The sequence below is a fragment of the Staphylococcus sp. HMSC62B09 genome (genome assembly GCF_001839115.1).
GTDB classification, from domain to species: Bacteria; Bacillota; Bacilli; order Staphylococcales; family Staphylococcaceae; genus Staphylococcus; species Staphylococcus haemolyticus.
In genome coordinates, this window is record NZ_KV840117.1 from 1 (window position 1) to 26,697 (window position 26,697).

The window sequence follows — 26,697 nt, forward strand, 5'->3', positions numbered from 1 at the left end:
TCGGCATAGTAAAACAAGCTCATTCGTCCTTTGTTTTTTTCTCAATCACTTCATCTGAAAATTTTAGATTTTTATCTTTAATTCTTAATGTATTTAATATAGACTTACACATAGGCGCATTACCTTTCTTTTTTATTTTGTTTGGTAGCTAATAATTATAGAGGTAATTGCGCCATTTTTGTATTCAAACATAAAAAATAGCTATGAAGCATTCTATAGTCATAGATTACTTCATAGCTATTTTAGTAATTAGTTATTCAACTGAGAATAAATATTGATAAATCGGTTGCCCACCATTATGTTCTTCTACTTCAACATCTGGGTATTCACTTTCAACCCATTCTACTAATTTGTCAGAGATTTCATCATTTGCATCCTCACCAGCAATGATAGTTAAAATTTCACTATCTTCGTTAAGCATAGCTTTAAGCAAACCAGTGACTGTAGCAAATTCATCATCATTGCTTGTAACAATTTTGCTTTCTGACAATCCCATGAATTCGCCTTTTTTAATTTCTACACCATCAATTTTAGTGTCACGAACAGCAAATGTTACTGAACCAGATTTCACTGATTCTAATGCTGTTGTCATATGAGAGTGATTATCTTCAAGTGATGATGAAGGATCGTATTGGAACAATGCCGCAATACCTTGTGGAATTGATGTTGTAGGTATAACAACTGTATCCGCTTCAACTAAAGTTGCAGCTTGATCACTCGACATTCTAATATTTTTATTATTCGGTAGAATAATAGCGCGTTTGCATTGCGATTGCTCAATTACTTTCACAATATCTTCTGTTGAAGGATTCATTGTTTGCCCACCACTTATGATATGTGTCGCACCCATAGATGTAAACAATTCAGAAATACCATCACCCATTGAAATCGCGATAATCGCAGTCTCAACTGTTTTTGATTCTTCTTGCTGTTCAGAATGATGATTTAGTTTCTCTTTTCTAATCACTTCACGATGTTGTTCACGCATATTTTCAACTTTTAATTTAATAAGTTCACCATACTCTTGACCATAGTTGAACACTTCACCAGGCGTTTCAGTATGTACGTGCACTTTAACAATTTCATCATCATTAATCACAAGTAAAGAATCACCGAATTGACTCATATCTGTTCTAAATGTTTGTTCATCAAATGCTCTTTTATCTTTTCCAAAGCGAACCATCATTTCAGTACAATAGCCGTATTTAATATCTTCAGTATTTATCACACCGTGGAAATCATGTTCTTCATGTACTAATTCTTCTGTGTTTAACTTTTCTTTTTTAGCTTCAATAGTTTGACCTGTCAATCCTTTTAAGAAGCCTTCATACACACATAGTAATCCTTTACCGCCACTATCTACTACACCAACTTCTTTTAATACGGCAAGTAGATTTGGCGTATTATTTAATGATTTTTCAGCTTCCGCAATTGTATATTCCATAACTTCAACGCAATCATCTGTTTCTTCGGCTTTATTAACCGCAGCTTTTGCAGCATCTTTAGCAACAGTTAAGATCGTACCTTCAACCGGTTTCATCACTGCTTTATAAGCTGTATCAACTCCCGCTTGAAAACTACTTGCAAGTTGTTGCGCATTTATTTCATTTTCAGTTTCGATATTTTTACAGAAACCTCTAAATAATTGAGATAGAATAACACCTGAGTTGCCACGAGCACCCATAAGTAATCCTTTAGAGAATGTCTTCCCTAATTCACCAATGCTTTGAGATAAATTATTTTCAACTTCTTCACGTCCAGAAGTAATTGTAAGATTCATATTCGTTCCTGTGTCGCCATCTGGCACAGGGTATACATTTAAAGAATCCACTAAATCTGCATTATTAGATAAATTTTGTGCCCCTTGTATTATCATATCGGCAAATAATTTACCATTAATTTTGCTAATCATCCTGCTAAGTCCTCCTATACCTACTTGCCCTTATTATTAAGTCTTACACCTTGTACAAATATATTAATTGAATTCACTTTAACATTTAGTGAGTTTTCAAGTGTATATTTTACTGATGATTGTACGTTGTTTGCTACTTCTGAAATTTTTACACCATAGCTTACAATAATATACATATCTATATCAATGACACCATTGTTTTCTTTTACTTCAATGCCTCTAGCATAATTTTCATGTCCTAAAATTTCGGCAATGCCATCTCTAACTTGTTGTCTTGATGCCATACCTACAATACCATAGCTTTCAACAGCTTTGCTGCCTACTACAGAAGCAATGACTTCATTTGAGATATCGATTTTACCATAATCATTTGAGATTTCTATTGTCATCTTTATATTCCTCCTGAAATTTGTTTAAAAATGACTTACAATTAAATTCATAATTGAAAATAACCGATTCTTCCATAAATAAGTCTTAATAACTTACTTAAATATATTACATAACTCCTCAGCTTACAATTATACCATAAATTATAAATTTCAAAACATTTTTAAAGAAAACGCCTTTAATTTCGTTGCTTTAAAATTTTATATATGGTATCTTATTGAAGTATATAAGTAGTCAAGTGTATTTATATTTATTAAAGGAGGTACTTTGATGGGTAAACAATGTTACGTAACAGGTCGTAAAGCATCGACTGGTAATAATCGTTCACACGCTTTAAATGCGAATAAACGCAGATTTAATGCTAACCTTCAAAAAGTTAGAATTTTAGTTGACGGAAAACCTAAAAAAGTTTGGGTTTCTGCTCGTGCTTTAAAATCTGGTAAAGTTACTAGAGTTTAATAAATATAATGCACTAAAAAATGCCTTCATATGTGGTGAAGGCATTTTTTTATGCTTAATTTTAATTTGCATCTCTACTTCTAATTTGTAAGACTTGTCCATCATGTACTTCGATTTGTGCAATTTTCTCTTTAACCTCATTCGATAATGTAAGTGTAGATCCTTTTTCAAGAGGTTGATGATTCAAATTGTATTTAAATCCAACTAATGACAAAGCAACCATATCACTAACTGGAATAAATGAAACATATGGATAATTTTGTAATTTATGAATTTCATGACTACCTTTCTTCAATAACTTAATTTCATTTTGTAGATCTTCAACAATAATTACGATGTTTTGTTCTACATATTTTGGCTTTTGTAGTATTTGTAAAACACCCATAAAATGATCTAATCTACCACCTGTTGCGCCATAAATATGTATTTCTGTAAATCCTCTATTAACAGCTTCCTCTACACCTAATGCCAAATCAGTATCATCTTTTTCAGCCTTAACTGGTTTGATATTTAATTCGTGTTTCAATTGATGACGTTCTTCTTCTGAAACAGAATCAAAATCTCCAACTGAGAAAACTGGAATAATAGAATGATTTATTAGAATAAGTGCACCTCTATCAATCCCGCCCCAGCGGTCCTTCTTCAATGCGGTTAATACATCTGATGGCAAATGACGGTCACTACATAATAAATTGATTCGCATATCAATATCAGCCTTTCAATAATTGTGTTACCTTACCATAATCTTTCTGTTTAAAGAAATAAGAACCGGTAACAAACATATCTGCCCCATTATCAGCACATATTTTAATAGTTTCATTGTTGATACCACCATCAACTTCGATATTAAAATTTAAATTTAATGATTGTCTTAAATCTCTTAAGATTTTCACTTTTGCTGCACATGCTTCTATAAATGATTGACCACCAAATCCTGGATTTACAGTCATAACAAGTACAAAATCAACAATTTCAAGTACTGGCAATAATGACTCAACTGGTGTACCAGGATTAATTACAACGCCAGCCTTCTTTCCGGCATTTTTTATCATTTGTAATGCTCTATGAATATGCTGTGTAGCCTCTACATGTATTGATATCATGTCAGCACCGTGTTCAGCAAAGGTATTAATATATTGTTCAGGTTGTTCGATCATTAAGTGAACATCAATCGGTAATTGAGTAATTGCTCTAACTGAATCAAGAATAGGAATACCAATAGAAATATTAGGTACAAATTGACCATCCATTACATCAAAGTGCAGACCATCAATTTGTGCTTCTTCTAAAGCTTTAATTTCATTCTCTAAATTTAAAAAATCGGCTGATAAAAGTGATGGGTAGATTTTCTTCATTAATATCTGACCTTTCTATTTGAAATTTCATTATATAATTGAATATAGTGATCATAGCGAAATTGTGCTAAATAACCATTTTCTAATTGCTGTTTGACATGACACTTTGGTTCCTTAATGTGGTTGCAATTTCGAAATTTACATTCCTCACCAAAGCGATTCATTTCTATAAAATAATGCTTCAATTCATCTTTATCAATATGATCGAAATCTAGCGCACTAAATCCAGGTGTATCTGCGATAAAACCAGATTCTCTTTCATACAACTCTACATGTCTAGTTGTATGTTTACCACGATTAAGCGACTTAGAGATATGATTAGTTTCTAAATTTAGTTCTGGTTTAAACGCATTGATAAACGTTGATTTACCTACACCTGATTGACCACTTAATACAATGAGCCCTTTAGGCCATGTAGCCACAACTTCTTGTTGATTCGTATGCTTACCTACAAATTGCGTATTGTAACCAATTTCTTTATAAATTTTTAACCACGCATTAATTTGTTCAATTTCATTTTCAGAGGCTAAATCCTTTTTAGTCACTAGAATACTCGGCTCTAAATTATACGAATGCGCTATAACCAAGAAGCGATCTAACAATTGCGTTGAAAAATCTGGTTCTACAGCGCTCATCACGATGATTAAGCCATCAATATTACTAACTGGTGGTCGTTTCAATTCATTATGACGCTCGTGAACGTGATGAATATAGCCCTCACTTGTGTTTTGAATTTCAAAATCAACGATATCCCCCACAATTGGTGAAAATTTCTTCTTTCTGAAAAGACCGCGTGGTTTAGTATCATATAAAGTTCCATCAACATCGACTTGATAGACACCACTAATTAGTTTGATAATTCGTCCAGTTTCCAAAATGACACCTCTTAATCATTATTTATATTAAATTATTATAGCAAATGCTTGAAGATTATTATATTCAGAAGTGAATTGAAGAGATGATTTATCATAATATATTTATTTTTTAGTTTACATAATAATTTTACGATATATTTTTCATGAAGAAACCCTTTTAGCGAATGTGCATTATTCCATTCACTAAAAGGGTTAAATTTAATATTCTATATCTTTATCTGCAATTACATCGCCATCAACTCTGATCGTATAGCCCGCGTCTGAGCCTTGCTCAATTTTAAACGGAATCGTTATCGTTTTGTCATCTTTTATACTAAACGTTTGGCTAGCAGATGTGCCACTATTGTCCTTATCTCTAATGTAAACTTGAACTTTTTGACTTTCGTCATCTCCCGTATATGGGATGTGATATGTTTCTGTATAATTCTTAACTTTTTGTTTATCATCAGACTTGTCTTCACTAGAAGATTTAGATTTCTCTGAATCTTTGTCTTCATCTTTTGAAGATGCTTTTCCTTTTGAAACAATGAATTGTACTGTACTTCCCTCTTCAACCTCTGTATTTTTAGGGCTTTGTGAAATAATATTATCCTTTTTAACATTATTACTTGATTCTGTTGTCATTTGTACTTTCAGACCACTTTTTTCAAGTTCTTTCTTTGCAGTTTGATAATTTTTATTTTCATAATTTTTAACATATACCTTTTTAACACCTAATGATTCGGTTAAAGTAATTTGATGATCGTTTATGCGAACATAACTATCAGGATTAACACTTTGCTTAGCTATAGCACCTTTAGGTACCTGATTATTATATTCTTGATTGACTGTCACATGATCAAGTTTAGATTGTTTCAATTTATCTAATGCATCTGCTTTTTTCATGCCCATAACATTAGGCATTTTAGCACGTTCGGGCCCTTTTGAAAGCACAATATCTACTTTTTCATGCTGATTAACTCTTTCACCTTGTTTTGGTTTAGTCTTTATTATTTTATTTTCCGGATAATCATCACTGTAATCTCTAGAGATATTACCAATTTCTAAATGAGATTGTCGCAGAATTTTTTCCGCTTCTTTTTCAGTTTTACCTTTAAGATTAGGCATTTCCGCATATTTACTACCAAACATGCCCATCGCTATAAAACCAAATAAACTTGCGACTAATAAAAGTAAAATAAGCACAATAGCGAATTTCTTCTTTTTTGAACGTTTTTTCTTAGGTGGTTCATAGATTTGTGCTTCGCTAGTTTGAAAATGATGCTCATTAACAATCGGTATTTGCATCGTTTGTGCAATTTGTTTTTGTTCACTTTCTTCTTTTATTTTACTTTTAATATCTTGTCTATCAATCGATACTGTATTTGTCTCATCTTCTTCAATAGAATGCTTCTTTTCATTAGCACGACTAGAGACAAGCACACTACTTAAATCTTCTTTCATATCTTTAACACTTTGATAGCGATCAGAGGTTTTCTTCTCCGTTGCTTTAAGTACGACATTACTAAGTGATTGAGGTATTTCAGATCTTAACTCCGTTACATTTGGAATTGAATCTTGAATATGTTTTATTGCGATACTAACGGCTGTCTCACCATTAAAAGGCGGTTCACCAACTAACATTTCGTAAAGAACAATACCAATGGAATAGATATCAGTTGCTTCATTCGTAGTTTCACCTTTAGCTTGTTCTGGTGAGAGATACTGAACTGTACCTAATACATGATTCGTCTGTGTCATAGATGTTTCACTTAACGCTTTTGCAATTCCAAAGTCAAAAATTTTTAATGTTTTATTCTTATCAATTAAAATGTTCTGAGGTTTTATATCTCTATGTATGATAAGTTTTTCATGTGCTTGAGCCACACCTTTTAAAATCTGATTCGTGAAATCAATAGCTGTATCTACACTTAAAGGTCCATGGCTATGTATGTATTCTGATAAGGTAGGTCCATCTATATATTCCATAATTAGAAAGAAGAACTCTTCATCTTCTTGAACATCATATACTTCAACAATATTTTCATGTGAAAGTTGTGTCGCATTGTTAACTTCACGTTCGAAACGCTTCATCGTTTCTTCTTTTTCATTCTGAGGAATAGAGATTGCTTTAATCGCTACTTCACGATTTAAAATGGTATCTTCTGCTAAGTAAACGGTACTCATACCCCCGCCACCAAGCTTATCTACTATTTTGTAACGTTCACTAACTATCTTTCCAATCATAGATGATCACCTTCAATAGCTGCTATTAAGACACTGATGTTATCTTTTGAATCATGATTTAATGCTAATTGAATTAGTTGCTCCCCATGTTCTTCTAATGATAATGATTCATTGAAAGACTCATGAATAATTTCACCTCTAACATAGTCCGTTAAGCCATCAGAATTTAACATTATAAAGTCATAATGATTAAAACGTTTTGTAAATATATCTGGACTCACTCGTTTATCTGTCCCCATTACTTTAGTAATAATATTACGTTGCGGGTGTGTAAAAGCTTCTTCTTCAGTTATTTGACCTGTCATTACTAAATGATTTACAAACGAATGATCATAAGTAATTTGTTCAATTTCTCTAGAGTTAATTAGATAGGCTCTAGAATCCCCTATATTGGCCACTACCAATTGTTTATCAAATACAAGGGCACAAACGCATGTTGTACCCATACCTTTGTATTCTTCATTAGTTTGAGCATATTCAAATAGTTCACGATTAATCTCTTTTAAATTAAAACGCAACCAAGTTTCGGCTTGTTCATACTCTATAAAATTCTCATCTTCAAAACGTTTTTGAAGTTCATAAGTAACAAACTGACTTGCAATTTCCCCCGCTTTATGACCACCCATACCATCACATAATACTAATAACTGTTGTTGGGTTTGGTTATAAAAAATACCTCCTGCATCTTCATTTTTATTTCTATGTTGTCCAGTATCTGTGAAAAATTGTGCGTTTAGCATTGTGATTACCTCGTTTCTACTTGTCGTTCCTTCGCTCTTAATTGTCCACATGCTGCGTCAATATCTGATCCTTGTTCTCTTCTAATTGTAGCATTAATACCTAATCGTTTTAGTTCTTTTTCAAATTTAAAAATATCGTCTTTAGGTGTTTTGACGTAATTTCGTTCTGGAACATGATTAACTGGGATTAAGTTAACATGACAATTCAAATCTTTAATAAGATGTGCTAAATCACGTGCGTGCTCTAGTTGATCATTTACGCCACCGAACAATCCATATTCAAATGTCACACGGCGATTTGTTTTTTCTTGATAATATTTGATTGCTTCCATTAATTTATCTACATGATATGCTCTGTTAATCGGCATTAATTTAGATCGAATTTCATCTTTAGCTGCATGCAAACTTACGGCAAAGTTAATTTGAATGTCTTCTTCGGCAAAATCATAAATACGTGGAATAATACCTGATGTTGAAACTGTAATATGGCGTGCACCGATGTTTAAACTGTTGTCATCATTAACAATACGTAAGAAATCCATCATTTCATCATAATTCTCAAAAGGTTCACCAATACCCATTATAACAATTTGGGATACACGTTCATCAGTTGCATCTAATGCTTTTTGAACTGTTAAGACTTGTGAAACAATTTCTCCTGCTTCTAAATTACGTTTTAAGCCTCCTAATGTTGAGGCACAGAATGTACAACCGATACGACAACCAACTTGAGTTGTCACACAAACTGAATTTCCATAGTCATGTCGCATTAATACGGTTTCAATAGTATAGCCATCTTGTAGTTCAAATAGGAATTTAATTGTTCCATCTTTACTTTCTTGTTTAACAACAGTAGTTAAAGTTGTCATTGCAAAATTATCTTTTAAAACTTGACGCAAATCTTTGGATAAATTTGTCATGTCATCAATGCTATCTACGCGCTTTTGATATAACCATTCAAATATTTGTTTGGCTCTAAATTTTTGTTGGCCGTGTTCTACTAACCATTCTTGCATTTCATCATATCTTAATGAGTAAATCGACTGTTTTTCAAAATCAGGCAAGAATTTATTTTTCTTCTTTTTTTCAGTAGTTATCATCTTAACTTTCCTTTCTTTTTATTTTAGTGATGAAAAAGCCATCCGAATTAAAATCTTGGGGTAGAATTTGTATTGTCTTCACTTGTTCACCGGTAACTGGGTGAGTCATAAGTTCAAATTCGAAGTCTTTATTATTTTTTAAAAATGTATAAATAACATTTTCATTTTCAAGTTGTTCAATAGTGCATGTTGAATAAACTAGTGTACCACCAGGTTTCAAGTTATCTTTCACATTGTCTAATATCTCTAACTGTAATTCAACTAAGTCTTGAATATCTTGTTGCGTTTGAACATATTTAATTTCTGGCTTGTGTCTAAGCACACCTAAACCACTACACGGTGCATCGACGAGAATTTTGTCATATACATCTTTGTAAGGTTTTGTTGCATCATGATCAAAAGCTTTAATGTTATTAAGTTGTAACTTTACAACATTTTCTTTTATTAAACCAATTTTATGCTTATGGATATCTGTAGCATCCACGTGACCACTTGGCGCCAATAACTCAGCTATGTGACACGCTTTACCTCCAGGTGCACTACAAGCATCTAAAATAACATCATTTTCTTTAACATCCATCAAATATCCTACAAACATTGAGCTTTTATCTTGAATAGAAATATTACCATTCTTAAAGTTTAAAGATTCAATAATTGGAAGCCCTTTTAGATGTAAACAATATGGAATCAATTCATCGACTTTAACTTCATATCCTTCACCTTGCAAACTTGACACAACGTCTTCAACTTTATTTTTACTTGTATTAACACGTACTGTACCCGCAGTTTGATCAAAAAATGATGATGCAATCTTTCGTGTCGTTTCAACACCATAGTGCGTAATCCAATGTTCAATAATCCACTTTGGAATACTATATTCAATGGCCATACGCTGCTTATCATTCTTAATAGATTCTAAACTTGGCAATTCACTTCTAAAGATTGTTCTCAATATTGCGTTTACAACATTACCGTTATGAGGCCCCCCACGATGCTTTGCAATATTTACTGCTTCGTTGATAATGGCATGATTCGGTACTTTATCTAGATAAATATATTGATATAAACTCATCCATAACAGTTGTCTGACCCAACTTTTTATTTTAGTCTTCACAAAAGGTCTAAGATAGAAATCCAATGTCAATTTTCTCTTTACTGTCCCATATACGAGTTCAGTATATAAAGGTTTATCGATATTAGAAACATTACCAGCAGATAAAACTTCATTGATTCTCAGATTACTGTATGCATAGTCATTAAATATTTCTTGAATTGTTTGAAACGCTAATTCTCTCACTGATTGTGTCATTTTAATATTTTCCCAACTAGCGATTCTTGTACACCGCTTAAATAATTTGATGCCAGCATACGTTTCTTGCCAGCTAATTGAATATCTGTTAAAGCAATTGCATCATCTGATCCTGTAGCAACAACAATTGACTTTTTAGTCGTCTCTATGATCTCACCAGGTTGACCATTTTTATTACTGACGATATGTGCTGCATATAATTTTAAATTTGTATCATCCATAGTTGTATAGCCAACTGGCCATGGTGATAAGCCACGAATATGATTATGAATATCTTTTGCATTCATAGTCCAATCAATTCTTTCATCTTCTCTGCTAATATTTGAAGCGAATGTTGCTTGTGCATCATCTTGTGCAATACTATCATTCGTGCGATTTACAATTGAAGGTAGCGTTTCTTTTAGTAGTTTAGCACCGAGTACACTAAGCTTATCATGCATCGTACCTACATCGTCATTATCTTCAATATTAATAGCTTTTTGTGAAATAATATTTCCTGCATCTAGCTTTTTAACCATATACATGATTGTGATTCCTGTTTGAGCTTCACCATCTATTATCGCTTGATGTATTGGTGCGCCACCGCGATACTTTGGTAATAATGATGCATGAACATTAATTGCACCTAACTTAGGTAATTGTAATAACTGTTCAGGCAATAACTGTCCGAAAGCTGCAGTAACGATTAAATCGGGCTCTAACTGTAATAGTTGCTCCAATTCATCAGATTGAATTAATTTTTCTGGTTGAAGCACAAGTAAATTGTGTTCTTCAGCCACTTGTTTAACAGGTGGTGGCGTTAATACCCGTTTACGCCCAACTGGTCTGTCGGGTTGAGTCACGACTGCTATGACGTCATGCTCTTCGATTAACATTTCCAATACTTTAGTTGAAAAATCAGGTGTCCCCATAAATATCACTTTAGTCATTTTCAAAATACGCCTCCACTTCTTCATCAGTTAATAAATGCTGTGCACGTTTTGTAAATGGTATACCATTCATTTGATCGATTATATGCAGTATCATTCTAGCTACATCGTCATATGCAGTTAGTTCAATCGTATTACCTTCTAAATCATTCGCTTCAATTGTAATCATTTTACTACGTTCGACTTCTCCATATATACCCGGTAAATTTACAGATCCTTCAAGATCGATTATTTTATCATTAGATTCTGATTTAATTTTAGGATTGATTAGTTGCAATAATCCTTCAAATTCCATATCAATGATAGCTACTTGTTTACTTATGCCGATTTGAGGCGCACATAAAGCTGAGGCCTCTTTTGCATATAATGTGTCTTCCAAATCTAATAATAAATCTTTTAATGTAGCATCATACGCTTTAATAGGTTGTGCTTGTTTAGTTAATACAGGATGCGTTGACTGGACTAATTTTTGTATCGCCATTAAATATGCTCCTCTTGAAAAATTCATCATATTATTATAACTTAATTCACTTTGAAATGCGACCTTAGTCTTAAATTTAGGCACTTCAATCTGTTTTAATTGCTTTTATTTTCTATACCTTTAAAATATATATTAAAGATACCAATAAATACAATATTTAACAGTGGAGGTGTGAATATGGAAGTAAATAAAATTATATACATTGTGCTCGCATTCTTTTTAGGCGGTTTCGGCGTTCATAAATTTTATGCAGGTAAAACAATGTCAGGACTTTTACACTTGGCCTTTTTCTGGACAGGAATTCCACACATTATTGCAATTATAAGTGGCGTCTTAACTTTATTAAGACCAGCTGATGAAAACGGAAATGTTGTAATGTAATTAAAGTAAAAGAGTTACGCAATTTAGTAATCCATCCTTAATAATTGCGTAACTCTTATTTTTTACATTAATATTTGCGGATTAATGTCTATTTTTAATGCTAGCTTATCCTTTAAATAAGCTTCATGATAATAATCATCTAAAAATTGAAGTGCTTTCAGTAATTCTGGTTCGCTCTTATATTTAACTAAAATTTGAAAACGATGTTCATTGTTAATTCGTGCGATGGCTGCTGGAGATGGCCCTAAAACTAACGCGCGATCCGTTAGATGTTGTAATAAAATTTGATGAATATGTTTAGAGGCCTCCATCACTTTTTTCATATTTTTATGAGATATCGTAAAATTAATTAAGAAATAGTATGGTGGGTATTTACCTATCTTTCTGAATTCCATCTCTTTTTGATAAAAGGTTAGATAATCGTTCTTTTGAACATCTTCAATAGCATAGTGTTCTGGATTGTATGTTTGAATAATAACTCTACCCGGTTTATCATGACGACCCGCTCTTCCAGCTACCTGCGTTAATAGTTGATACGTTCGTTCACTAGCACGGAAATCAGGTAGATTTAACATTGTATCTGCGTTCAAAACACCTACTAGTGTAATATTGGGATAGTCCAACCCTTTTGCAATCATTTGTGTGCCTAATAAAATATCGCCCTTACCTTCTTCAAATTCAGTAAGTAATTTCTCGTGAGCACCTTTTCTAGAAGTTGTGTCAACATCCATTCGTATAATACGCGCTTCTTCAAATTCTTGTTGCAAGATTTCTTCTACGCGTTGTGTACCAGTCCCTACTTGACGTATATGCGAACTCTCACAATTAGGACACTTATTCGGAGCCATCTCATGATAACCACAATAATGACATTTTAATTGGTCCGTAGACTTATGATAGGTTAATGAGATATCACAGTGTGGACATTGTGGTACATAACCACAATCTCGACATAACATAAATGATGCATATCCTCGACGATTAAGAAATAATACGATTTGCTCATTTTTACGTAATCGTTCTTCAATAGCCTCTCGTAATTCAATAGAAAACATCGAACGATTGCCAGCGCTTAATTCTTCTCGCATGTCAACAATATCTATTGAAGGTAAAGCCTGTTGATTAACCCTTGTAGGTAACGTTAGTAGCTGATACACACCTTTTTCAGCGCGCGCATATGATTCTAAACTTGGTGTTGCACTTCCTAAGACTAGAGGACATTGATGAAATTGACTTCTCCATTCAGCAATATCTCTCGCGTGATAACGGGGATAATCCTCTTGTTTATACGTTGATTCATGCTCTTCATCTATAATGATAATTCCTAAATTTTTAAAAGGGGCAAAAATACTTGAACGAGCTCCAACACTAACACGGGCTCTACCATCTCTAATCTTTTGCCATTCATCATACCGTTCACCATTAGATAAGCCAGAATGTAATACTGCTACATCATCACCAAAACGACGCTTAAATCGTAAAACCATTTGAGGTGTTAATGCAATTTCAGGGACTAACATCATTGCTTCTTTACCTTTATTAAGTACTTCTTCAATAGTTTGCAAGTAAACTTCAGTTTTACCTGAACCTGTCACGCCATGTAGTAAGAATGTTCGTTGTTCACTATTATTAATTTTCTCTTTAATATTTTCATAAGCAATACGTTGTTCTGAAGTCAGTTCTCGTTTCTCTTCTTGTTCAAACACTCGATTAGCAAAAGGATCACGCTCTACTTCAGCATTATATTTTTCGATAAAACCTTTTTTAACTAATCCGTCAATACTTGATTTAGAAAAACCCATTTCTTCCATATCTTTTAAAAAGACAGTTTTATGGCGCTCATCTAGAAGGTAAGCATATACATCATATTGTTTGATTTTTTTCTCAAGTTCAGCAAGGACTTCATCTGGATGATATCCATCTATAATACGTACAGCTTTCTGTGTTTTCTTTTTAATATTTTGAGATAATAGGGTTACTTCTTTTACAGTCCCAGCCTTTAAGAGTTTATTTAAAATAGGAAGATGGTCATTTTTTTGAGCATCTTTATACTTATATTGACCGTCGGAATCAAAAAATTTTAGCAACTGCTCATCCATATCATTATGTTTCACAACTTCAAAGACTTTAGTATATTTAGCTTTGATAGCACTCGGTAACATGACCTCTAATACAGAAATACTTTTTGATACATGATAATGGCTAATCCATTCACTTAATTGAATTAATTCAGAAGTTAATTCAGGCTTTATATCTTGAACTACTCTGATTTCTTTAAGTTTTTCAAGATTAATATCATCACTTGGTTCGGTTTCAATATTCATTACGTATCCTTGAATTGTACGAGGACCGAATGGAACTACAACTCTGACGCCAACTTGAATAAACACTTCTAAATTTTTGGGTATAAGATAATCAAATTTGAAGTCAACGCTCTTAGAAGGAATATCTACTATTACCTTTGCAATCATTATTGCCACCTAGTTTCTAATTCATCTAAAATTTGTTCAGCTAATTGAACTTTTTTGCCTCTCTTAATATTAATCATTTCTTTATTTTTAAAATGCATTGTCAATTCATTATCATCTGATTTAAAACCAATCGTCTTGTCACCTACATTATTTGAAATAATGACATCTGCATTTTTTCGTTTTAACTTATCTTGTGCATATGCTTCTATATTTTGCGTTTCAGCAGCGAACCCAACTAAGTATTGTTGTCCTTTATGTTCACCTAAATATTTAAGAATATCTTTAGTACGTTTAAACGTCACAGCTAAAGCGCCATCTTGCTTTTTCATTTTATGATCTAATACTTCCATTGGCGTATAATCTGAAACAGCTGCTGCTTTAATAACCATATCTTGTTTATCAAAACGTGTCGTCACCGCTTCAAACATTTCCTCTGCACTTTCAATATGAACAACATCTATATCAATCGGATCAGTTAGTTGTGTTGGTCCAGTTACTAATGTAACGTGGGCACCTCTATTTCTTAACGCCTCAGCTAAAGCGTAACCCATTTTTCCAGAAGAACGATTTGATACAAAACGAACTGGGTCAATCACCTCGACAGTTGGTCCAGCTGTCACTAACGCATGTTTACCTTTAAATGAACTCTCTTCTTTTACCTTTTGAGAATTAAAAAAATCATTCAGGACTTTGACAATCTGCAAAGGTTCTTCCATTCGTCCTTTAGCAACATAACCACATGCTAAATAACCATCCCCAGGTTCAATAAAGTGATATCCATCTTGCATTAAAACGTTAATATTATGTTGCGTGCGGTTGTTTTCATACATATGTACATTCATTGCTGGGGCAATAAACTTTGGCGTCTCAGTAGCTATCAAGGTTGATGTCAAAATATCATCTGCTATTCCCACACTTAATTTAGCTATCACATTGGCAGTAGCTGGGGCAACTACAATCGCATCTGCCCAATCGCCTAGTGCGATATGTTGAATTTCTTGTGGATTCTCTTCCTTAAACGTATTAGTATATACTGGATTTCTACTAATAGCTTGGAAAGCTAGTGGAGTAACAAATTCTTGAGCATGTTCTGATAACATCACGCGTACATCATAACCGGCTTGTGTTAATTTGCTCGTTAAATCTATTGCTTTATATGCTGCAATACCACCTGTAACAGCTAGTAAAATGTGTTTCATAATCGTATTTCTCCCTTTTACTATCTCGATTATTAATCATTATTTATATTAAATTTATTATACACAAATTAAACGTTTAATTAAAAAGACACATCTTATTGAAAAGTGGTTATACTTAAATCAATAAGATGTGCATATGAAAAATTATATTTAATTCGTTTTTTTACATTGTGAATTCATCAGAAACTACTGGTGTAATTTTACCGCCAGCAATCTCTTCTAACGCTTCACCAACAGGTTTAGCTGAATGATATCCACTTAATAAAGCAGTTTCAGGTCTTTCATCTAATTCACGTGCACGCTTAGCTGCAGTCGTAGCAATTAAATATTTAGAATTAATTTTAGATTGTAACTGGTTTAATGGTGGGTTTAACATTATTTTTTGGCCTCCAATAACATTTTTCTATATATAGCTTCAACACGTTCGCGTTTTAAGTGTTCTGCTTCAACAATTGATTGAATACGTTTTTTCGCTAAATGGACTTCATCGTTTACCACAACATAGTCATAAAGATTCATCATCTCTACTTCTTTACGTGCTTCATTTACTCTGGATTGTATCTTCTCGTCTGATTCAGTGCCACGTCCAACTAAACGCTCTTTCAAATGATCTAAGCTAGGTGGTGCAAGGAAGATAAATAATGCATCTGGAAATTTCTTTCTTACTTGTTTGGCACCCTCTACTTCAATTTCTAAGAACACATCATGTCCAGCAGCCATCGTATCCTTAACATATTGAACAGGTGTACCATAGTAATTTCCAACGTATTCAGCATATTCAATAAATTGATCTTCCTGAATTAAAGCTTCAAATTCTTCTTTCGTCTTAAAAAAGTAATCTACACCATCAACTTCACCTTCACGCATATTTCGTGTCGTCATTGAAATAGAGTACTTATATGATGTAGTTGGATCATCAAATATCTCTTTGCGAACAGTTCCTTTGCCTACTCCTGAAGGACCTGAAAGAACAATTAGTAATCCTTTTTCATTATCCATGCCTTACGACCTCTCTAAGCTATTCTTCTATTATTTAAATATAATATCATATTGTAGTTAAAATTGTATAGAGTATGCAACATAAACTTAAATCATGACGCTATCATTCTACCATGTTACAATATACTGAATGATTAAATTGAAGGTGGAAATTATTTATGGCATATGATGGCTTATTCACTAAAAAAATGGTTGAATCAATACAGTTTTTAGTATCAGGACGAATTCATAAAATCAACCAACCTGAAAATGACACTATCCTAATAGTTATACGTCAAAATCGCAAAAATCATCAACTATTACTATCCATACACCCTAGTTTTTCAAGAATGCATATTACGACTAAAAAATATGATAATCCATTTGACCCACCAATGTTTGCTCGTGTTTTTAGAAAGCATCTAGAAGGTGGCATTATTAAAGCTATACGTCAGATTGGCAATGACCGACGTATTGAAATCGATATTGAAAGTAAAGATGAAATTGGTGATACCATTTACCGCACGGTTATCTTAGAAATCATGGGTAAACATAGTAACTTGTTACTTGTTGATGACAATTACAAAATAATTGAAGGGTTTAAACATTTAACCCCTAATACCAATCAATATCGTACTGTTATGCCAGGATTCAAATATGAAGCGCCACCTACTCAAAACAAATTGAACCCTTTTAATATAACAGGCGAAGAAGCTTTAAAATATATAGATTTCAATAGTGGTAAAATTGCGAAACAATTATTAAACACTTTCGAAGGCTTTAGCCCACTCATTACTAATGAAATTGTTAATCGCTATCAATTTATGACAACGGAAACACTACCTAAAGCATATGACGAAGTTATCAACCAGACATTGAAAACACCCGTCCCTATTTTCCATAAAAATCATGAAACTGGAAAAGAAGATTTTTATTTTATGAAATTAATGCAATTTCATGATGACATGGTTGAATATGAGTCCTTACATGAATTATTAGATCGCTACTATGATGCACGTGGTGAAAGAGAACGCGTTAAACAACGCGCAAATGATTTAGTTCGATTTGTGCAACAACAATCTCAAAAATATCAGCATAAATTAAGTAAACTAATTGATGAATATGAAAGTGCTAAAGATAAAGATAAACAACAACTTTACGGTGAATTAATTACCGCTAATATTTATCGTATTAATCAAGGTGATGACGCTGTAAGTGTATTAAATTACTACACCAATGAGGAAATAACGATACCTTTGAATCCTACTAAATCACCATCAGTTAATGCGCAATATTACTACAAGCAATATAATCGTATGAAAACACGTGAACGTGAATTAGATCATCAAATTCATTTAACACGTGAAAACATAGATTATTTTGCAAATATTGAACAACAATTAGATCATATTACAGTTGATGAAATTGATGATATTCGCGATGAATTAGCAGAACAGGGATTTATGAAGCAACGTAAAAACATCAAAAAGAAAAAGAATGATAAAATTCAACTTCAAACATATATCTCTACGGATGGCGATACTATATTAGTAGGTAAAAATAATAAACAAAATGATTATTTAACTAATCGTAAAGCTCAAAAGTCCCATATATGGTTCCATACAAAAGATATTCCAGGTTCACACGTTGTCATTTTGAATGATGCACCAAGTGAAGAAACGATTAAAGAGGCAGCTATGTTAGCTGGTTATTTCTCAAAAGCGGGTAATTCTGGTCAAATTCCCGTAGACTACACGGAAATAAGAAATGTTCATAAACCTTCAGGCGCTAAACCTGGGTTTGTAACTTATGACAATCAAAAAACATTATTTGCAACTCCAGATTATGACAAAATCCAAAGTATGAAAGTCAAATAAGAACGACAAAATAACTCTATAATAAAGAATAGGATTAGAACCAAATACATTTATACATTCGGTTCTAATCCTATTTTTTATTTTTCAGGTAACGCGAGTTGAAAACTAACTCCAAATTTATCTTGAACCCATGCGAATTCGCGGAATGGTGGCATTGCAGTTTTAGGCATCAATATAGCGCCTTCTTTCTTCAAACCATTAAATAGTCGTTCCATTTCCATGGCATTATCAACAGTTATATATAAAGAAATGGATGGATTCATCGGTAAATCTTCTCCATTATCAGCATCGATTGCCATAAATACTTGTCCATTCAACGTAAATATAGAATGTTGTACTGTTCCAGGAACGCCTGGTCCCTCTTCACCATACTTCACCATAGTTAAAATTTCACTGTTTTCAAATAGACTCGTATATAAATTTACAGCTTCTTCTGCTTGATTATTAAACATTAGAAATGTTGTTATTTTCGGTATTTCCACAATAATTCCCCTCTCTATATTTTTAATACTTATTTTAGACTAATTTTAATTATTTTGAAAAAATTTGAATATTTGATTCTTTTAATCTAAATTTTTGACTTATACTATTTTCAAGTTAAAATTAAACTAAAGTTCAATTGGAGGCTTTCTAATATGATGCATCTTATTATACCGATTTTATCTATGCTTATTGTCTTACTTATCGGATGGGTACTAATTAAAATTTTTATTCGCTAATTTATTGTTTTATATTTTCTTTATTAAAATAAAAACATGGTATATATGACTACTTTTTAACTATATGTGAAAAAGAGTTAGTCATATATACCACGTTTTTAATCTATTATACCTTTTTGCCTTAACGCTTCTTTAGCTTTTTTAAAGAAATCACTCGTATGGATAAATGAATCCATACTCACTTTTGACTGAGTTCCACTCATTTCTCTAATACTATTGTCAATCGACATTATGTTATCCGGGGATTTAAAATCTTCTTCTTTATATAAGAATTCGTTAACATGTTTCATATTGTTATAGAAACGATTAGCCTCACCATCGGTCATCATAATCAATCCCCCTTTTAACATAGCATATTACAAGTTATCTCTCCATTCAACTAAAGTCTGTATATCATTCTCAGAAATTTTTCCTTCTTCACGAGCCACTTCAATTAACTCATTATAATTACTTAGTGTATAAAACGGAACATCAATTTCATTAAACATGTCATCCGCTTTCTTTAAACCATAAGTGAAAATGGCAACGACACCTAAAACATCAGCACCAGCATCCTTTAAAGCTTCAACTGCTGTAATTGAAGATCCACCTGTAGAAATTAAATCTTCTACTACTACCACTTTCTTCCCTTTACTTACTGCTCCTTCAATTTGATTTTGTTTACCATGACTTTTACTTTTAGAGCGAACATAATTCATAGGTAAATTTAACTTTTCAGAGATGTAAGCGGCATGAGGAATACCTGCTGTGGCTGTACCAGAAACAATATCTACATCACCAAATTGTTCAATAATCATTTGACTTAATCCATCACGAATGGCACGTCGCACTTCAGGATAACCTAATGTTACACGGTTATCACAGTAGATAGGAGATTTGATACCTGAACTCCACGTATATAAGTCATTCGGAGATAATGTTACCGCTTCAATATCTAATAAAGATTTTGCTATTTCTTTAGCCATATTAACCTAACCAACTTTCTTTAATAGTATGATAACTTTCCACAGGATTCTCGCTTTGGGTTATTGGTCGCCCAACTACGATATGTGTTGCCCCTAATTGTTTAGCATCTTCAGGTGTAGTAATACGTTTTTGATCATCTACAGCTGCCCCTTGTGGTCTAATACCTGGTGTGACTTTTAAGAAATTAGAACCTAATTTGTTTGTTAGCAATTCTGCTTCAAGTGGAGAACAAACCACACCATCTAAACCAGCTTGTTGTGTTAAAGTAGCATAGTTTAACACTGCTTCTTTAATCGTCGTCTGAATGTTTTGTTCATTACGTAGCATTTCTTCTGTTGTAGATGTTAATTGCGTCACAGCAATGATCTTTGTATCATTACTATATTTATGCAAACCCCTTACTGCAGCTTTCATCATGTCTGTACCTCCAGCTGCATGCACATTAACTAAGTCTACATCTAACTTTCCTAAGCCTTCCATTGCTTTTTCAACTGTGTTTGGAATATCATGTAGCTTCAAATCTAAGAATATGTCATGGCCACGAGATTTAATCGATTTAATCAAATCTGGTCCCGCTTGATAGAATAGTTCCATTCCAATTTTCACGAAAAGTGGTTCATCAAATTGGTCCAAGAATGTATTAACTTTATTTGCTGATTCGAAATCCAATGCTATGATAGGTAAATCTTTCATATTATAGCTCCTTTGAAAACGAACGACTTGGTCGTCATAATCAGTTTAAAAATATTCACTGACATATAACGCCCTTGTCGTTCTCAAGTTGTAAATCTACATAGTTCTCATTGAAAACGTCATACTTTCAATTACATTAGTTAAAGCATTAGCCGTATCTAATGAAGTTAGACATGGCACACCATTCTCAACTGTTGTACGACGAATTTGGAACCCGTCTCTTTCTACTTCTTTACCCTTAGTCATCGTATTAATGACAATTTGTACTTCGCCATTTTGTATACGTGTTAATAAATCATCGTCGCCACCAATTTTGCCTACAACTTCAACTGGAATGTTGTCTTCTTTTAATTTTTCTGCAGTACCTTGAGTTGCTAAAATTTTATAGCCTACTTCATTTAAACGGTGTGCTATTTTAACAATTTCATCTTTATCTTTATCACTTACTGTCATAAGAACAGTACCGTGATCTTTAACTTCTACACCACTACCTGTTAATCCTTTGTAAAGTGCTTTTTCTAAAGTTAAATCTTTACCCATAACTTCACCGGTAGATTTCATTTCTGGTCCCAATGTCACATCAACATTTTTTAGTTTATTAAAACTAAATACTGGTGCTTTAACGAACACACCCTCTGAATAAGGTTGTACACCTTGTTTATAGCCTAAGTCTTTAAAACGAGTACCCATAATAGCTTGCATAGCTAGTTGTGCCATTTGATTATCGGTAATTTTACTTAAGAACGGTACGGTACGACTTGCACGAGGGTTTACTTCTAATACGTAAACACCGTCATGTGCAATAACAAACTGAATATTAATTAGACCAACGATGTTTAACCCTTTTGCTAATTTGATAGTATATTCCTCTAGCGTATCGATATCTTCTTGACTTAACGTTTGAGGCGGATATACAGCTATTGAGTCACCACTATGCACACCAGCACGTTCTATATGTTCCATAATACCTGGAATGATAACTGTTTCTCCATCTGAAATTGCATCGACTTCTATCTCTTTACCTGTTAAGTATCTATCAACTAACACTGGGTGCTCAGGGCTAGCTTTAACAGCTTGCTCCATATAATTTTCTAATTCTGCATCGCTACTTACAATTTCCATTGCGCGACCACCGAGCACATAAGATGGTCTTACAACTACAGGATAACCAATTTCACGTGCATTCGTTAGTGCCTCCCTTGGAGAAGTTGCAGTCTTACCTTTAGGTTGAGGTACATCAATCGTATGCAATAGCGCTTCGAATTCTTTTCTATCCTCAGCACGATTTAAATCTTCTAAAGACGTACCTAATATTTTGACACCATGTTTAGCTAGTTTATCTGCTAAGTTAATTGCTGTTTGACCACCAAATTGAACTACAACACCTTTAGGTTGTTCTAAATTAATAATGTTCATCACATCTTCTTCAGTTAGCGGTTCAAAGTATAACTTATCTGAAATTGAAAAGTCAGTAGATACTGTTTCAGGGTTATTATTCACGATAATTGCCTCATATCCAGCATTTTGAATTGCCCATACAGCGTGTACAGTAGCATAGTCAAATTCTACCCCTTGTCCAATACGAATAGGACCTGAACCAAGCACTAATATTTTCTCTTTATCAGTTACAATTGACTCATTTTCAGTTTCATATGTGCCATAGTAGTATGGCGTTGTTGATTCAAACTCTGCAGCACAAGTGTCAACCATTTTGTATACTGGTTTAATATTATTATCTTGGCGTAATTGATATACTTCTGATTCTGTCATGCCGAATCGATGTGCAATTACTCTATCACTAAATCCATAATCTTTAGCATATTTAAGATATTCCAAATCTCCTGGGTGATTTTTTAATTCATGTTCAATATTAATGATATTTTGAAATTTATTTAAGAAGAAATAATCGATTTGCGTCATATTGTGTATCTCTTCAAGTGTTGTACCACGTCTAATTGCTTCACCTATAAAGAAGAGTCTTTCATCATCTTGATGACTGATGCGTTCTTTAATATAATCTAAGTCAAAACTCTCTCCATTTGGTAAACCTAAATGATGTACACCGTATTCAAGTGAACGTATCGCTTTTAATAAAGATTCTTCATATGTACGTCCTATAGCCATTACTTCACCAGTGGCTTTCATTTGAGTACCTAATTCACGTTCACCTTTTTCAAATTTATCAAATGGGAATCTTGGAATTTTGGAAATAACATAATCTAGTGTTGGTTCAAAGGCTGCATATGATGTACCTGTAACTGGGTTTAGCATTTCATCCAACGTTAAGCCCACTGCAATCTTCGCTGCTAATTTCGCTATCGGATATCCAGTTGCTTTAGATGCAAGCGCTGATGAACGAGATACACGTGGATTCACTTCAATAATGTAGTAATTAAATGAATGTGGATCTAATGCAAGTTGAACATTACATCCTCCTTCAATACCTAATGCTCTAATAACTTTTAAAGATACATCACGTAACATTTGATATTCAACATCTGATAATGTTTGACTTGGTGCAACTACGATAGAGTCACCTGTATGAATACCTACAGGATCTATATTCTCCATATTACAAACCACAATAGCATTGTCATTTTTATCGCGCATTACTTCATACTCGATTTCTTTGAAACCAGCAATTGACTTTTCAATTAAGCATTGTGTAGCCGGGCTGTAATGCAATCCATTACTCACTACTTCTTTTAATTCTTCATCATTGTAGCATATGCCACCACCTGTACCGCCCATAGTAAATGCTGGACGAACGATGAGTGGATAACCTACTTCATCTTTGAATGCAAATGCTTGTTCAACAGTATTCACAATATCACTTTCAGGAACAGGTACATTCAAATCATTCATTAGTGATCTAAATAGTTCTCTATCTTCTGCTTGTTGAATTGACTTTAATTCTGTACCAAGTAATTTCACATTATTAGCCTCTAATACACCACTATCATGTAATTGAATAGCCATATTTAATCCTGTTTGACCACCTAAAGTTGGTAGCAATGCATCAGGTTGTTCTTTACGTATGATACGTGCAATAAAGTCGTGTGTTAACGGTTCGATATAAACTTTATCTGCAATTTCTTTATCCGTCATAATTGTTGCTGGATTAGAATTTACTAATATGACACGGTAGCCTTCTTCTTTTAAGGCAAGACACGCTTGTGTACCTGCGTAATCAAATTCTGCAGCTTGTCCGATGATAATTGGACCTGATCCAATCACTAGAATCGTTTGTATATCGTCACGTTTAGGCATTTGCTGTTTGCTCCTTTTCTTTAAATTCTTTCATCATAGTCATAAATTCATCGAATAAATAATTTGAGTCACTTGGACCTGGTCTTGCTTCAGGATGGTATTGTACAGAGAATGCTGGCAAGGTTTTATGTCTTAATCCTTCAACTGTACCATCATTAAGTGCAATATGAGTTACTTCTAAGTCAGTATTTACCAATGAATTTTTATCGATAGCATAACCATGGTTTTGACTTGTAATATCTACTTTCCCACTACGTAAGTCTTTTACGGGATGATTAGCGCCACGATGACCGAATTTCATTTTAAATGATGTTGCACCTTGTGATAATGCAAATAATTGGTGTCCTAAGCAAATTCCAAAGAATGGAATTTTACCTAAAATACCTTTAATCATTTCTATTGCAACCTCTACAACATCTGGATCACCAGGACCATTTGATAACATAACACCATCTGGTGACATGGCTAATATTTCTTCAGCAGTGGTGTTATATGGTACTACAGTTACGTTACAGCCACGCATATTTAATTCTCTAACAATATTTTGTTTTTTACCAAAGTCTAATAAGACCACACTCAAATCTGAACCTGTTGAAACATAAGGTGTTTTAGTAGATACTGTTTCTACTTCATCACGAGGTAATTCAGTACTTTTTAATGTGTTAATTAATGAATCAATGCCATCTCGATTATCAGTAAACCCAGCTTTTAAAACACCGTGTTGTCTAATTTTACGTGTGATGCTACGTGTATCTACACCTGAAATGCCAGGTATCTTGTATTGAACAAGCACATCATGTAACGTCTTTTGGTTTCTAAAATTACTAGGATGTGTGCTTGCTTCTTTCACTACTACACCATTCAAAGTTGGTGTTAGTGCTTCGAAGTCATCTCTATTGATACCGTAATTACCGATTAATGGGTATGTGAATGTAATGATTTGACCAGTATATGAAGGGTCTGATATCGTCTCTTGATATCCAGTCATCGCTGTGTTAAATACGATTTCTCCCACAGATAAATCATTAGATCCTAATTGATACCCTTCATAATAAGTCCCATCCTCTAATACAAGATAACGTCGCTCAAGCATTTATTTATCCTCCTTAAATTTTACTTCGCCTTCTACCATTGTTAAAATTGGATTACCATAAACTTTGTAACCAATGAATGGTGTGTTGTCTGCTTTAGATAAGAAATCTTCACCTTTGATTTCACGTTCTTCATCTAAATTGATAATCGTTAAGTCAGCAAAGCAACCTTCTTCCAATTTGCCATAAGGTAAATCAAATGTTTGTGCTGGTTTAATTGTTAGGTAGTCAACTAATTGTTGTAATGACCAGTCACCATTTTTTACAAAATGCGTGTAAAGTAATGGGAAAGCTGTTTCACTTCCTACTATGCCAAATGGTGCTTTAGTCATTGGCTGTGCTTTCTCTTCTTTAGCATGTGGTGCATGGTCTGTTGCGATACAATCAATTGTGCCATCTAATAACCCTTCTAATAATGAGTCTCTATCTTCTTTACTTCTTAAAGGAGGATTCATTTTATAGATTGCATTATCCCCTGGAACATCATCTTCAGTTAACAGTAAATGATGTGGTGTAACTTCAGCCGTCACATGAATACCTGCTGCTTTAGCATCACGAATAGCTCTGACACTCTCTTTTGTCGATACGTGACATACATGATAATGACAGTTAGCTGCTTCAGCTAATAATACATCTCTCGCTATTTGTACCGCTTCACAAATATTTGGAATACCAGGTATACCAAGTTCTTCACTGCGTTTACCTTGGTGCATAGCACCGCCATAAATTAAACTATTATCTTCACAATGTGCTACAACTGCTTTGTTGACCTTTGCAGCTTGTTGCATTGCTTCATACATCATTGCTGATTCCTGCACACCAACACCGTCGTCAGTGAAAGCAAACGCACCTTGCTTTGCTAATGCATCAAAGTCAACATGTTCTTTTCCAGCTTGACGCACAGTTATTGAAGCATATGGTAATACACGGACTTGCGCATTATCTTGAATTAATTGTTGTAATCGATCCATATGTTCAACTGAGTCTGGTACTGGGCGTGTATTAGGCATTGGACATACAGTTGTGAATCCTCCACGTGCTGCAGCTTTTGTACCTGTTTCAATTGTCTCCTTATGTTCCCCACCAGGCTCACGTAAATGTACATGAACATCGATTAAACCTGGTGCTACAAAATGACCTTGTGCATCAATTACTTCAACATTTTCATCTACTTCAATGTTATTGTTAATTTCTTTGATGTGCTGACCATCTATTAAAATGGATGCTTGTTTAAGTTCACCGTTATCTAAAATTTGAGCATTTTTAATTAATTTCAATG

At 33.5% G+C, this 26,697-nt stretch carries 25 protein-coding genes; 3 read left to right on the top strand and 22 right to left on the bottom strand.

The genetic code is table 11. The features are described 5' to 3' along the window. Nucleotides 1-253 precede the first annotated feature (253 nt). Complete coding sequence (gene fakA, locus HMPREF3265_RS02885; RefSeq protein ID WP_070440716.1) at nucleotides 254-1,912, bottom strand: fatty acid kinase catalytic subunit FakA; 1,659 nt, start codon at nucleotides 1,910-1,912, stop codon at nucleotides 254-256. A 20-nt stretch (nucleotides 1,913-1,932) separates the two neighbouring features. Further along, nucleotides 1,933-2,301 carry an Asp23/Gls24 family envelope stress response protein gene (locus tag HMPREF3265_RS02890; protein WP_011275975.1) on the bottom strand — a complete coding sequence of 123 codons (369 nt, stop codon included), beginning with the start codon at nucleotides 2,299-2,301 and terminating at the stop codon, nucleotides 1,933-1,935. Between the two features lie 268 nt (nucleotides 2,302-2,569). On the opposite strand from HMPREF3265_RS02890, the gene rpmB reads away from it, so the two are divergent. Further along, entirely contained in the window at nucleotides 2,570-2,758 is a 189-nt protein-coding gene (gene rpmB / locus HMPREF3265_RS02895) for a 50S ribosomal protein L28 (protein ID WP_011275976.1), read from the top strand. A 61-nt stretch (nucleotides 2,759-2,819) separates the two neighbouring features. Here the strand turns inward: rpmB and HMPREF3265_RS02900 are convergent, their stop codons facing one another. The 9 genes from HMPREF3265_RS02900 to HMPREF3265_RS02940 all read right to left on the bottom strand — a co-directional run bounded on the left by HMPREF3265_RS02900 (nucleotide 2,820) and on the right by HMPREF3265_RS02940 (nucleotide 11,773). Further along, complete coding sequence (locus tag HMPREF3265_RS02900) at nucleotides 2,820-3,461, bottom strand: thiamine diphosphokinase (RefSeq protein WP_070440714.1); 642 nt, start codon at nucleotides 3,459-3,461, stop codon at nucleotides 2,820-2,822. 7 nt (nucleotides 3,462-3,468) lie between these two features. Further along, nucleotides 3,469-4,113, bottom strand: coding sequence for a ribulose-phosphate 3-epimerase (gene rpe, locus HMPREF3265_RS02905; RefSeq protein WP_037552315.1), 645 nt, complete (start codon nucleotides 4,111-4,113; stop codon nucleotides 3,469-3,471). Next, nucleotides 4,113-4,988 carry a ribosome small subunit-dependent GTPase A gene (rsgA, locus tag HMPREF3265_RS02910; protein ID WP_070440710.1) on the bottom strand — a complete coding sequence of 292 codons (876 nt, stop codon included), beginning with the start codon at nucleotides 4,986-4,988 and terminating at the stop codon, nucleotides 4,113-4,115. Before rsgA ends, rpe begins: the two co-directional genes overlap by 1 nt. A 198-nt stretch (nucleotides 4,989-5,186) precedes the next feature. Next, a complete protein-coding gene (gene pknB, locus HMPREF3265_RS02915) occupies nucleotides 5,187-7,214 on the bottom strand; it encodes a Stk1 family PASTA domain-containing Ser/Thr kinase (protein ID WP_070860997.1) in 2,028 nt (675 codons plus the stop codon). Then, nucleotides 7,211-7,954, bottom strand: a complete 744-nt coding sequence (locus tag HMPREF3265_RS02920; RefSeq protein ID WP_070440704.1) for a Stp1/IreP family PP2C-type Ser/Thr phosphatase — start codon at nucleotides 7,952-7,954, stop codon at nucleotides 7,211-7,213. Before HMPREF3265_RS02920 ends, pknB begins: the two co-directional genes overlap by 4 nt. A gap of 5 nt (nucleotides 7,955-7,959) precedes the next feature. Beyond that, on the bottom strand, nucleotides 7,960-9,054 hold the full coding sequence (gene rlmN / locus HMPREF3265_RS02925) for a dual-specificity RNA methyltransferase RlmN (RefSeq protein WP_011275982.1): 1,095 nt from the start codon (nucleotides 9,052-9,054) through the stop codon (nucleotides 7,960-7,962). Between the two features lies 1 nt (nucleotide 9,055). Next, nucleotides 9,056-10,363 (bottom strand): 16S rRNA (cytosine(967)-C(5))-methyltransferase RsmB, encoded by a 1,308-nt coding sequence (gene rsmB, locus HMPREF3265_RS02930; RefSeq protein WP_070440701.1) that lies wholly within the window; start codon nucleotides 10,361-10,363, stop codon nucleotides 9,056-9,058. Further along, a complete protein-coding gene (gene fmt / locus HMPREF3265_RS02935) occupies nucleotides 10,360-11,292 on the bottom strand; it encodes a methionyl-tRNA formyltransferase (RefSeq protein ID WP_070485044.1) in 933 nt (310 codons plus the stop codon). The genes rsmB and fmt overlap by 4 nt, the downstream gene beginning before the upstream one ends. Continuing rightward, complete coding sequence (locus HMPREF3265_RS02940; RefSeq protein ID WP_070440698.1) at nucleotides 11,285-11,773, bottom strand: peptide deformylase; 489 nt, start codon at nucleotides 11,771-11,773, stop codon at nucleotides 11,285-11,287. Before HMPREF3265_RS02940 ends, fmt begins: the two co-directional genes overlap by 8 nt. A 177-nt stretch (nucleotides 11,774-11,950) precedes the next feature. On the opposite strand from HMPREF3265_RS02940, the gene HMPREF3265_RS02945 reads away from it, so the two are divergent. Then, a complete protein-coding gene (locus HMPREF3265_RS02945) occupies nucleotides 11,951-12,154 on the top strand; it encodes a TM2 domain-containing protein (protein WP_037537906.1) in 204 nt (67 codons plus the stop codon). Nucleotides 12,155-12,216: 62 nt separating this feature from the next. Here the strand turns inward: HMPREF3265_RS02945 and priA are convergent, their stop codons facing one another. From priA to gmk, 4 genes are all read right to left on the bottom strand, one after another. Continuing rightward, entirely contained in the window at nucleotides 12,217-14,625 is a 2,409-nt protein-coding gene (priA, locus tag HMPREF3265_RS02950) for a primosomal protein N' (protein WP_070485043.1), read from the bottom strand. Beyond that, nucleotides 14,625-15,824, bottom strand: coding sequence for a bifunctional phosphopantothenoylcysteine decarboxylase/phosphopantothenate--cysteine ligase CoaBC (coaBC, locus tag HMPREF3265_RS02955; RefSeq protein ID WP_070440692.1), 1,200 nt, complete (start codon nucleotides 15,822-15,824; stop codon nucleotides 14,625-14,627). Before coaBC ends, priA begins: the two co-directional genes overlap by 1 nt. Nucleotides 15,825-15,987: 163 nt before the next feature. Beyond that, nucleotides 15,988-16,200, bottom strand: coding sequence for a DNA-directed RNA polymerase subunit omega (gene rpoZ / locus HMPREF3265_RS02960; protein WP_037552333.1), 213 nt, complete (start codon nucleotides 16,198-16,200; stop codon nucleotides 15,988-15,990). Continuing rightward, nucleotides 16,200-16,823 (bottom strand): guanylate kinase, encoded by a 624-nt coding sequence (gene gmk, locus HMPREF3265_RS02965; protein ID WP_037552335.1) that lies wholly within the window; start codon nucleotides 16,821-16,823, stop codon nucleotides 16,200-16,202. The genes rpoZ and gmk overlap by 1 nt, the downstream gene beginning before the upstream one ends. A 158-nt stretch (nucleotides 16,824-16,981) precedes the next feature. Here gmk and HMPREF3265_RS02970 point away from each other — a divergent pair, with 158 nt between their 5' ends. Further along, nucleotides 16,982-18,679 (top strand): Rqc2 family fibronectin-binding protein, encoded by a 1,698-nt coding sequence (locus HMPREF3265_RS02970; protein ID WP_070440689.1) that lies wholly within the window; start codon nucleotides 16,982-16,984, stop codon nucleotides 18,677-18,679. A 77-nt stretch (nucleotides 18,680-18,756) separates the two neighbouring features. Here HMPREF3265_RS02970 and HMPREF3265_RS02975 read toward each other — a convergent pair whose 3' ends face one another. The 7 genes from HMPREF3265_RS02975 to HMPREF3265_RS03005 all read right to left on the bottom strand — a co-directional run bounded on the left by HMPREF3265_RS02975 (nucleotide 18,757) and on the right by HMPREF3265_RS03005 (nucleotide 26,695). Beyond that, entirely contained in the window at nucleotides 18,757-19,161 is a 405-nt protein-coding gene (locus tag HMPREF3265_RS02975) for a VOC family protein (RefSeq protein WP_037552339.1), read from the bottom strand. 335 nt (nucleotides 19,162-19,496) lie between these two features. Continuing rightward, on the bottom strand, nucleotides 19,497-19,727 hold the full coding sequence (locus HMPREF3265_RS02980) for a hypothetical protein (protein ID WP_070440686.1): 231 nt from the start codon (nucleotides 19,725-19,727) through the stop codon (nucleotides 19,497-19,499). A gap of 27 nt (nucleotides 19,728-19,754) precedes the next feature. Then, nucleotides 19,755-20,363: an orotate phosphoribosyltransferase gene (gene pyrE, locus HMPREF3265_RS02985; RefSeq protein ID WP_053024667.1), complete on the bottom strand. Its 609-nt coding sequence runs from the start codon at nucleotides 20,361-20,363 to the stop codon at nucleotides 19,755-19,757. A 1-nt stretch (nucleotide 20,364) separates the two neighbouring features. Then, nucleotides 20,365-21,057: an orotidine-5'-phosphate decarboxylase gene (gene pyrF, locus HMPREF3265_RS02990; RefSeq protein ID WP_070440683.1), complete on the bottom strand. Its 693-nt coding sequence runs from the start codon at nucleotides 21,055-21,057 to the stop codon at nucleotides 20,365-20,367. Between the two features lie 96 nt (nucleotides 21,058-21,153). Further along, entirely contained in the window at nucleotides 21,154-24,327 is a 3,174-nt protein-coding gene (gene carB, locus HMPREF3265_RS02995; protein WP_070440681.1) for a carbamoyl-phosphate synthase large subunit, read from the bottom strand. Further along, a complete protein-coding gene (locus HMPREF3265_RS03000; RefSeq protein WP_037552349.1) occupies nucleotides 24,320-25,420 on the bottom strand; it encodes a carbamoyl phosphate synthase small subunit in 1,101 nt (366 codons plus the stop codon). Before HMPREF3265_RS03000 ends, carB begins: the two co-directional genes overlap by 8 nt. Beyond that, nucleotides 25,421-26,695, bottom strand: coding sequence for a dihydroorotase (locus HMPREF3265_RS03005; RefSeq protein WP_070440678.1), 1,275 nt, complete (start codon nucleotides 26,693-26,695; stop codon nucleotides 25,421-25,423). Nucleotides 26,696-26,697 lie beyond the last annotated feature (2 nt).

What these genes read in the sequence shown, in the direction of transcription:
- priA (WP_070485043.1), bottom strand. Translation starts at nt 14,625, where the DNA reads ATGATTGCAAAGGTAATAGTAGATATTCCTTCTAAGAGCGTTGACTTC.
- HMPREF3265_RS02945 (WP_037537906.1), top strand. Translation starts at nt 11,951, where the DNA reads ATGGAAGTAAATAAAATTATATACATTGTGCTCGCATTCTTTTTAGGC.
- rpe (WP_037552315.1), bottom strand. Translation starts at nt 4,113, where the DNA reads ATGAAGAAAATCTACCCATCACTTTTATCAGCCGATTTTTTAAATTTA.
- HMPREF3265_RS02900 (WP_070440714.1), bottom strand. Translation starts at nt 3,461, where the DNA reads ATGCGAATCAATTTATTATGTAGTGACCGTCATTTGCCATCAGATGTA.
- pyrF (WP_070440683.1), bottom strand. Translation starts at nt 21,057, where the DNA reads ATGAAAGATTTACCTATCATAGCATTGGATTTCGAATCAGCAAATAAA.
- HMPREF3265_RS02940 (WP_070440698.1), bottom strand. Translation starts at nt 11,773, where the DNA reads ATGGCGATACAAAAATTAGTCCAGTCAACGCATCCTGTATTAACTAAA.
- fakA (WP_070440716.1), bottom strand. Translation starts at nt 1,912, where the DNA reads ATGATTAGCAAAATTAATGGTAAATTATTTGCCGATATGATAATACAA.
- HMPREF3265_RS02970 (WP_070440689.1), top strand. Translation starts at nt 16,982, where the DNA reads ATGGCATATGATGGCTTATTCACTAAAAAAATGGTTGAATCAATACAG.
- HMPREF3265_RS03000 (WP_037552349.1), bottom strand. Translation starts at nt 25,420, where the DNA reads ATGCTTGAGCGACGTTATCTTGTATTAGAGGATGGGACTTATTATGAA.
- coaBC (WP_070440692.1), bottom strand. Translation starts at nt 15,824, where the DNA reads ATGAAACACATTTTACTAGCTGTTACAGGTGGTATTGCAGCATATAAA.
- fmt (WP_070485044.1), bottom strand. Translation starts at nt 11,292, where the DNA reads ATGACTAAAGTGATATTTATGGGGACACCTGATTTTTCAACTAAAGTA.
- HMPREF3265_RS02980 (WP_070440686.1), bottom strand. Translation starts at nt 19,727, where the DNA reads ATGATGACCGATGGTGAGGCTAATCGTTTCTATAACAATATGAAACAT.
- carB (WP_070440681.1), bottom strand. Translation starts at nt 24,327, where the DNA reads ATGCCTAAACGTGACGATATACAAACGATTCTAGTGATTGGATCAGGT.
- HMPREF3265_RS02890 (WP_011275975.1), bottom strand. Translation starts at nt 2,301, where the DNA reads ATGACAATAGAAATCTCAAATGATTATGGTAAAATCGATATCTCAAAT.
- pyrE (WP_053024667.1), bottom strand. Translation starts at nt 20,363, where the DNA reads ATGGCTAAAGAAATAGCAAAATCTTTATTAGATATTGAAGCGGTAACA.
- rsmB (WP_070440701.1), bottom strand. Translation starts at nt 10,363, where the DNA reads ATGACACAATCAGTGAGAGAATTAGCGTTTCAAACAATTCAAGAAATA.
- rpoZ (WP_037552333.1), bottom strand. Translation starts at nt 16,200, where the DNA reads ATGTTAAACCCACCATTAAACCAGTTACAATCTAAAATTAATTCTAAA.
- rpmB (WP_011275976.1), top strand. Translation starts at nt 2,570, where the DNA reads ATGGGTAAACAATGTTACGTAACAGGTCGTAAAGCATCGACTGGTAAT.
- gmk (WP_037552335.1), bottom strand. Translation starts at nt 16,823, where the DNA reads ATGGATAATGAAAAAGGATTACTAATTGTTCTTTCAGGTCCTTCAGGA.
- HMPREF3265_RS02920 (WP_070440704.1), bottom strand. Translation starts at nt 7,954, where the DNA reads ATGCTAAACGCACAATTTTTCACAGATACTGGACAACATAGAAATAAA.
- rlmN (WP_011275982.1), bottom strand. Translation starts at nt 9,054, where the DNA reads ATGATAACTACTGAAAAAAAGAAGAAAAATAAATTCTTGCCTGATTTT.
- pknB (WP_070860997.1), bottom strand. Translation starts at nt 7,214, where the DNA reads ATGATTGGAAAGATAGTTAGTGAACGTTACAAAATAGTAGATAAGCTT.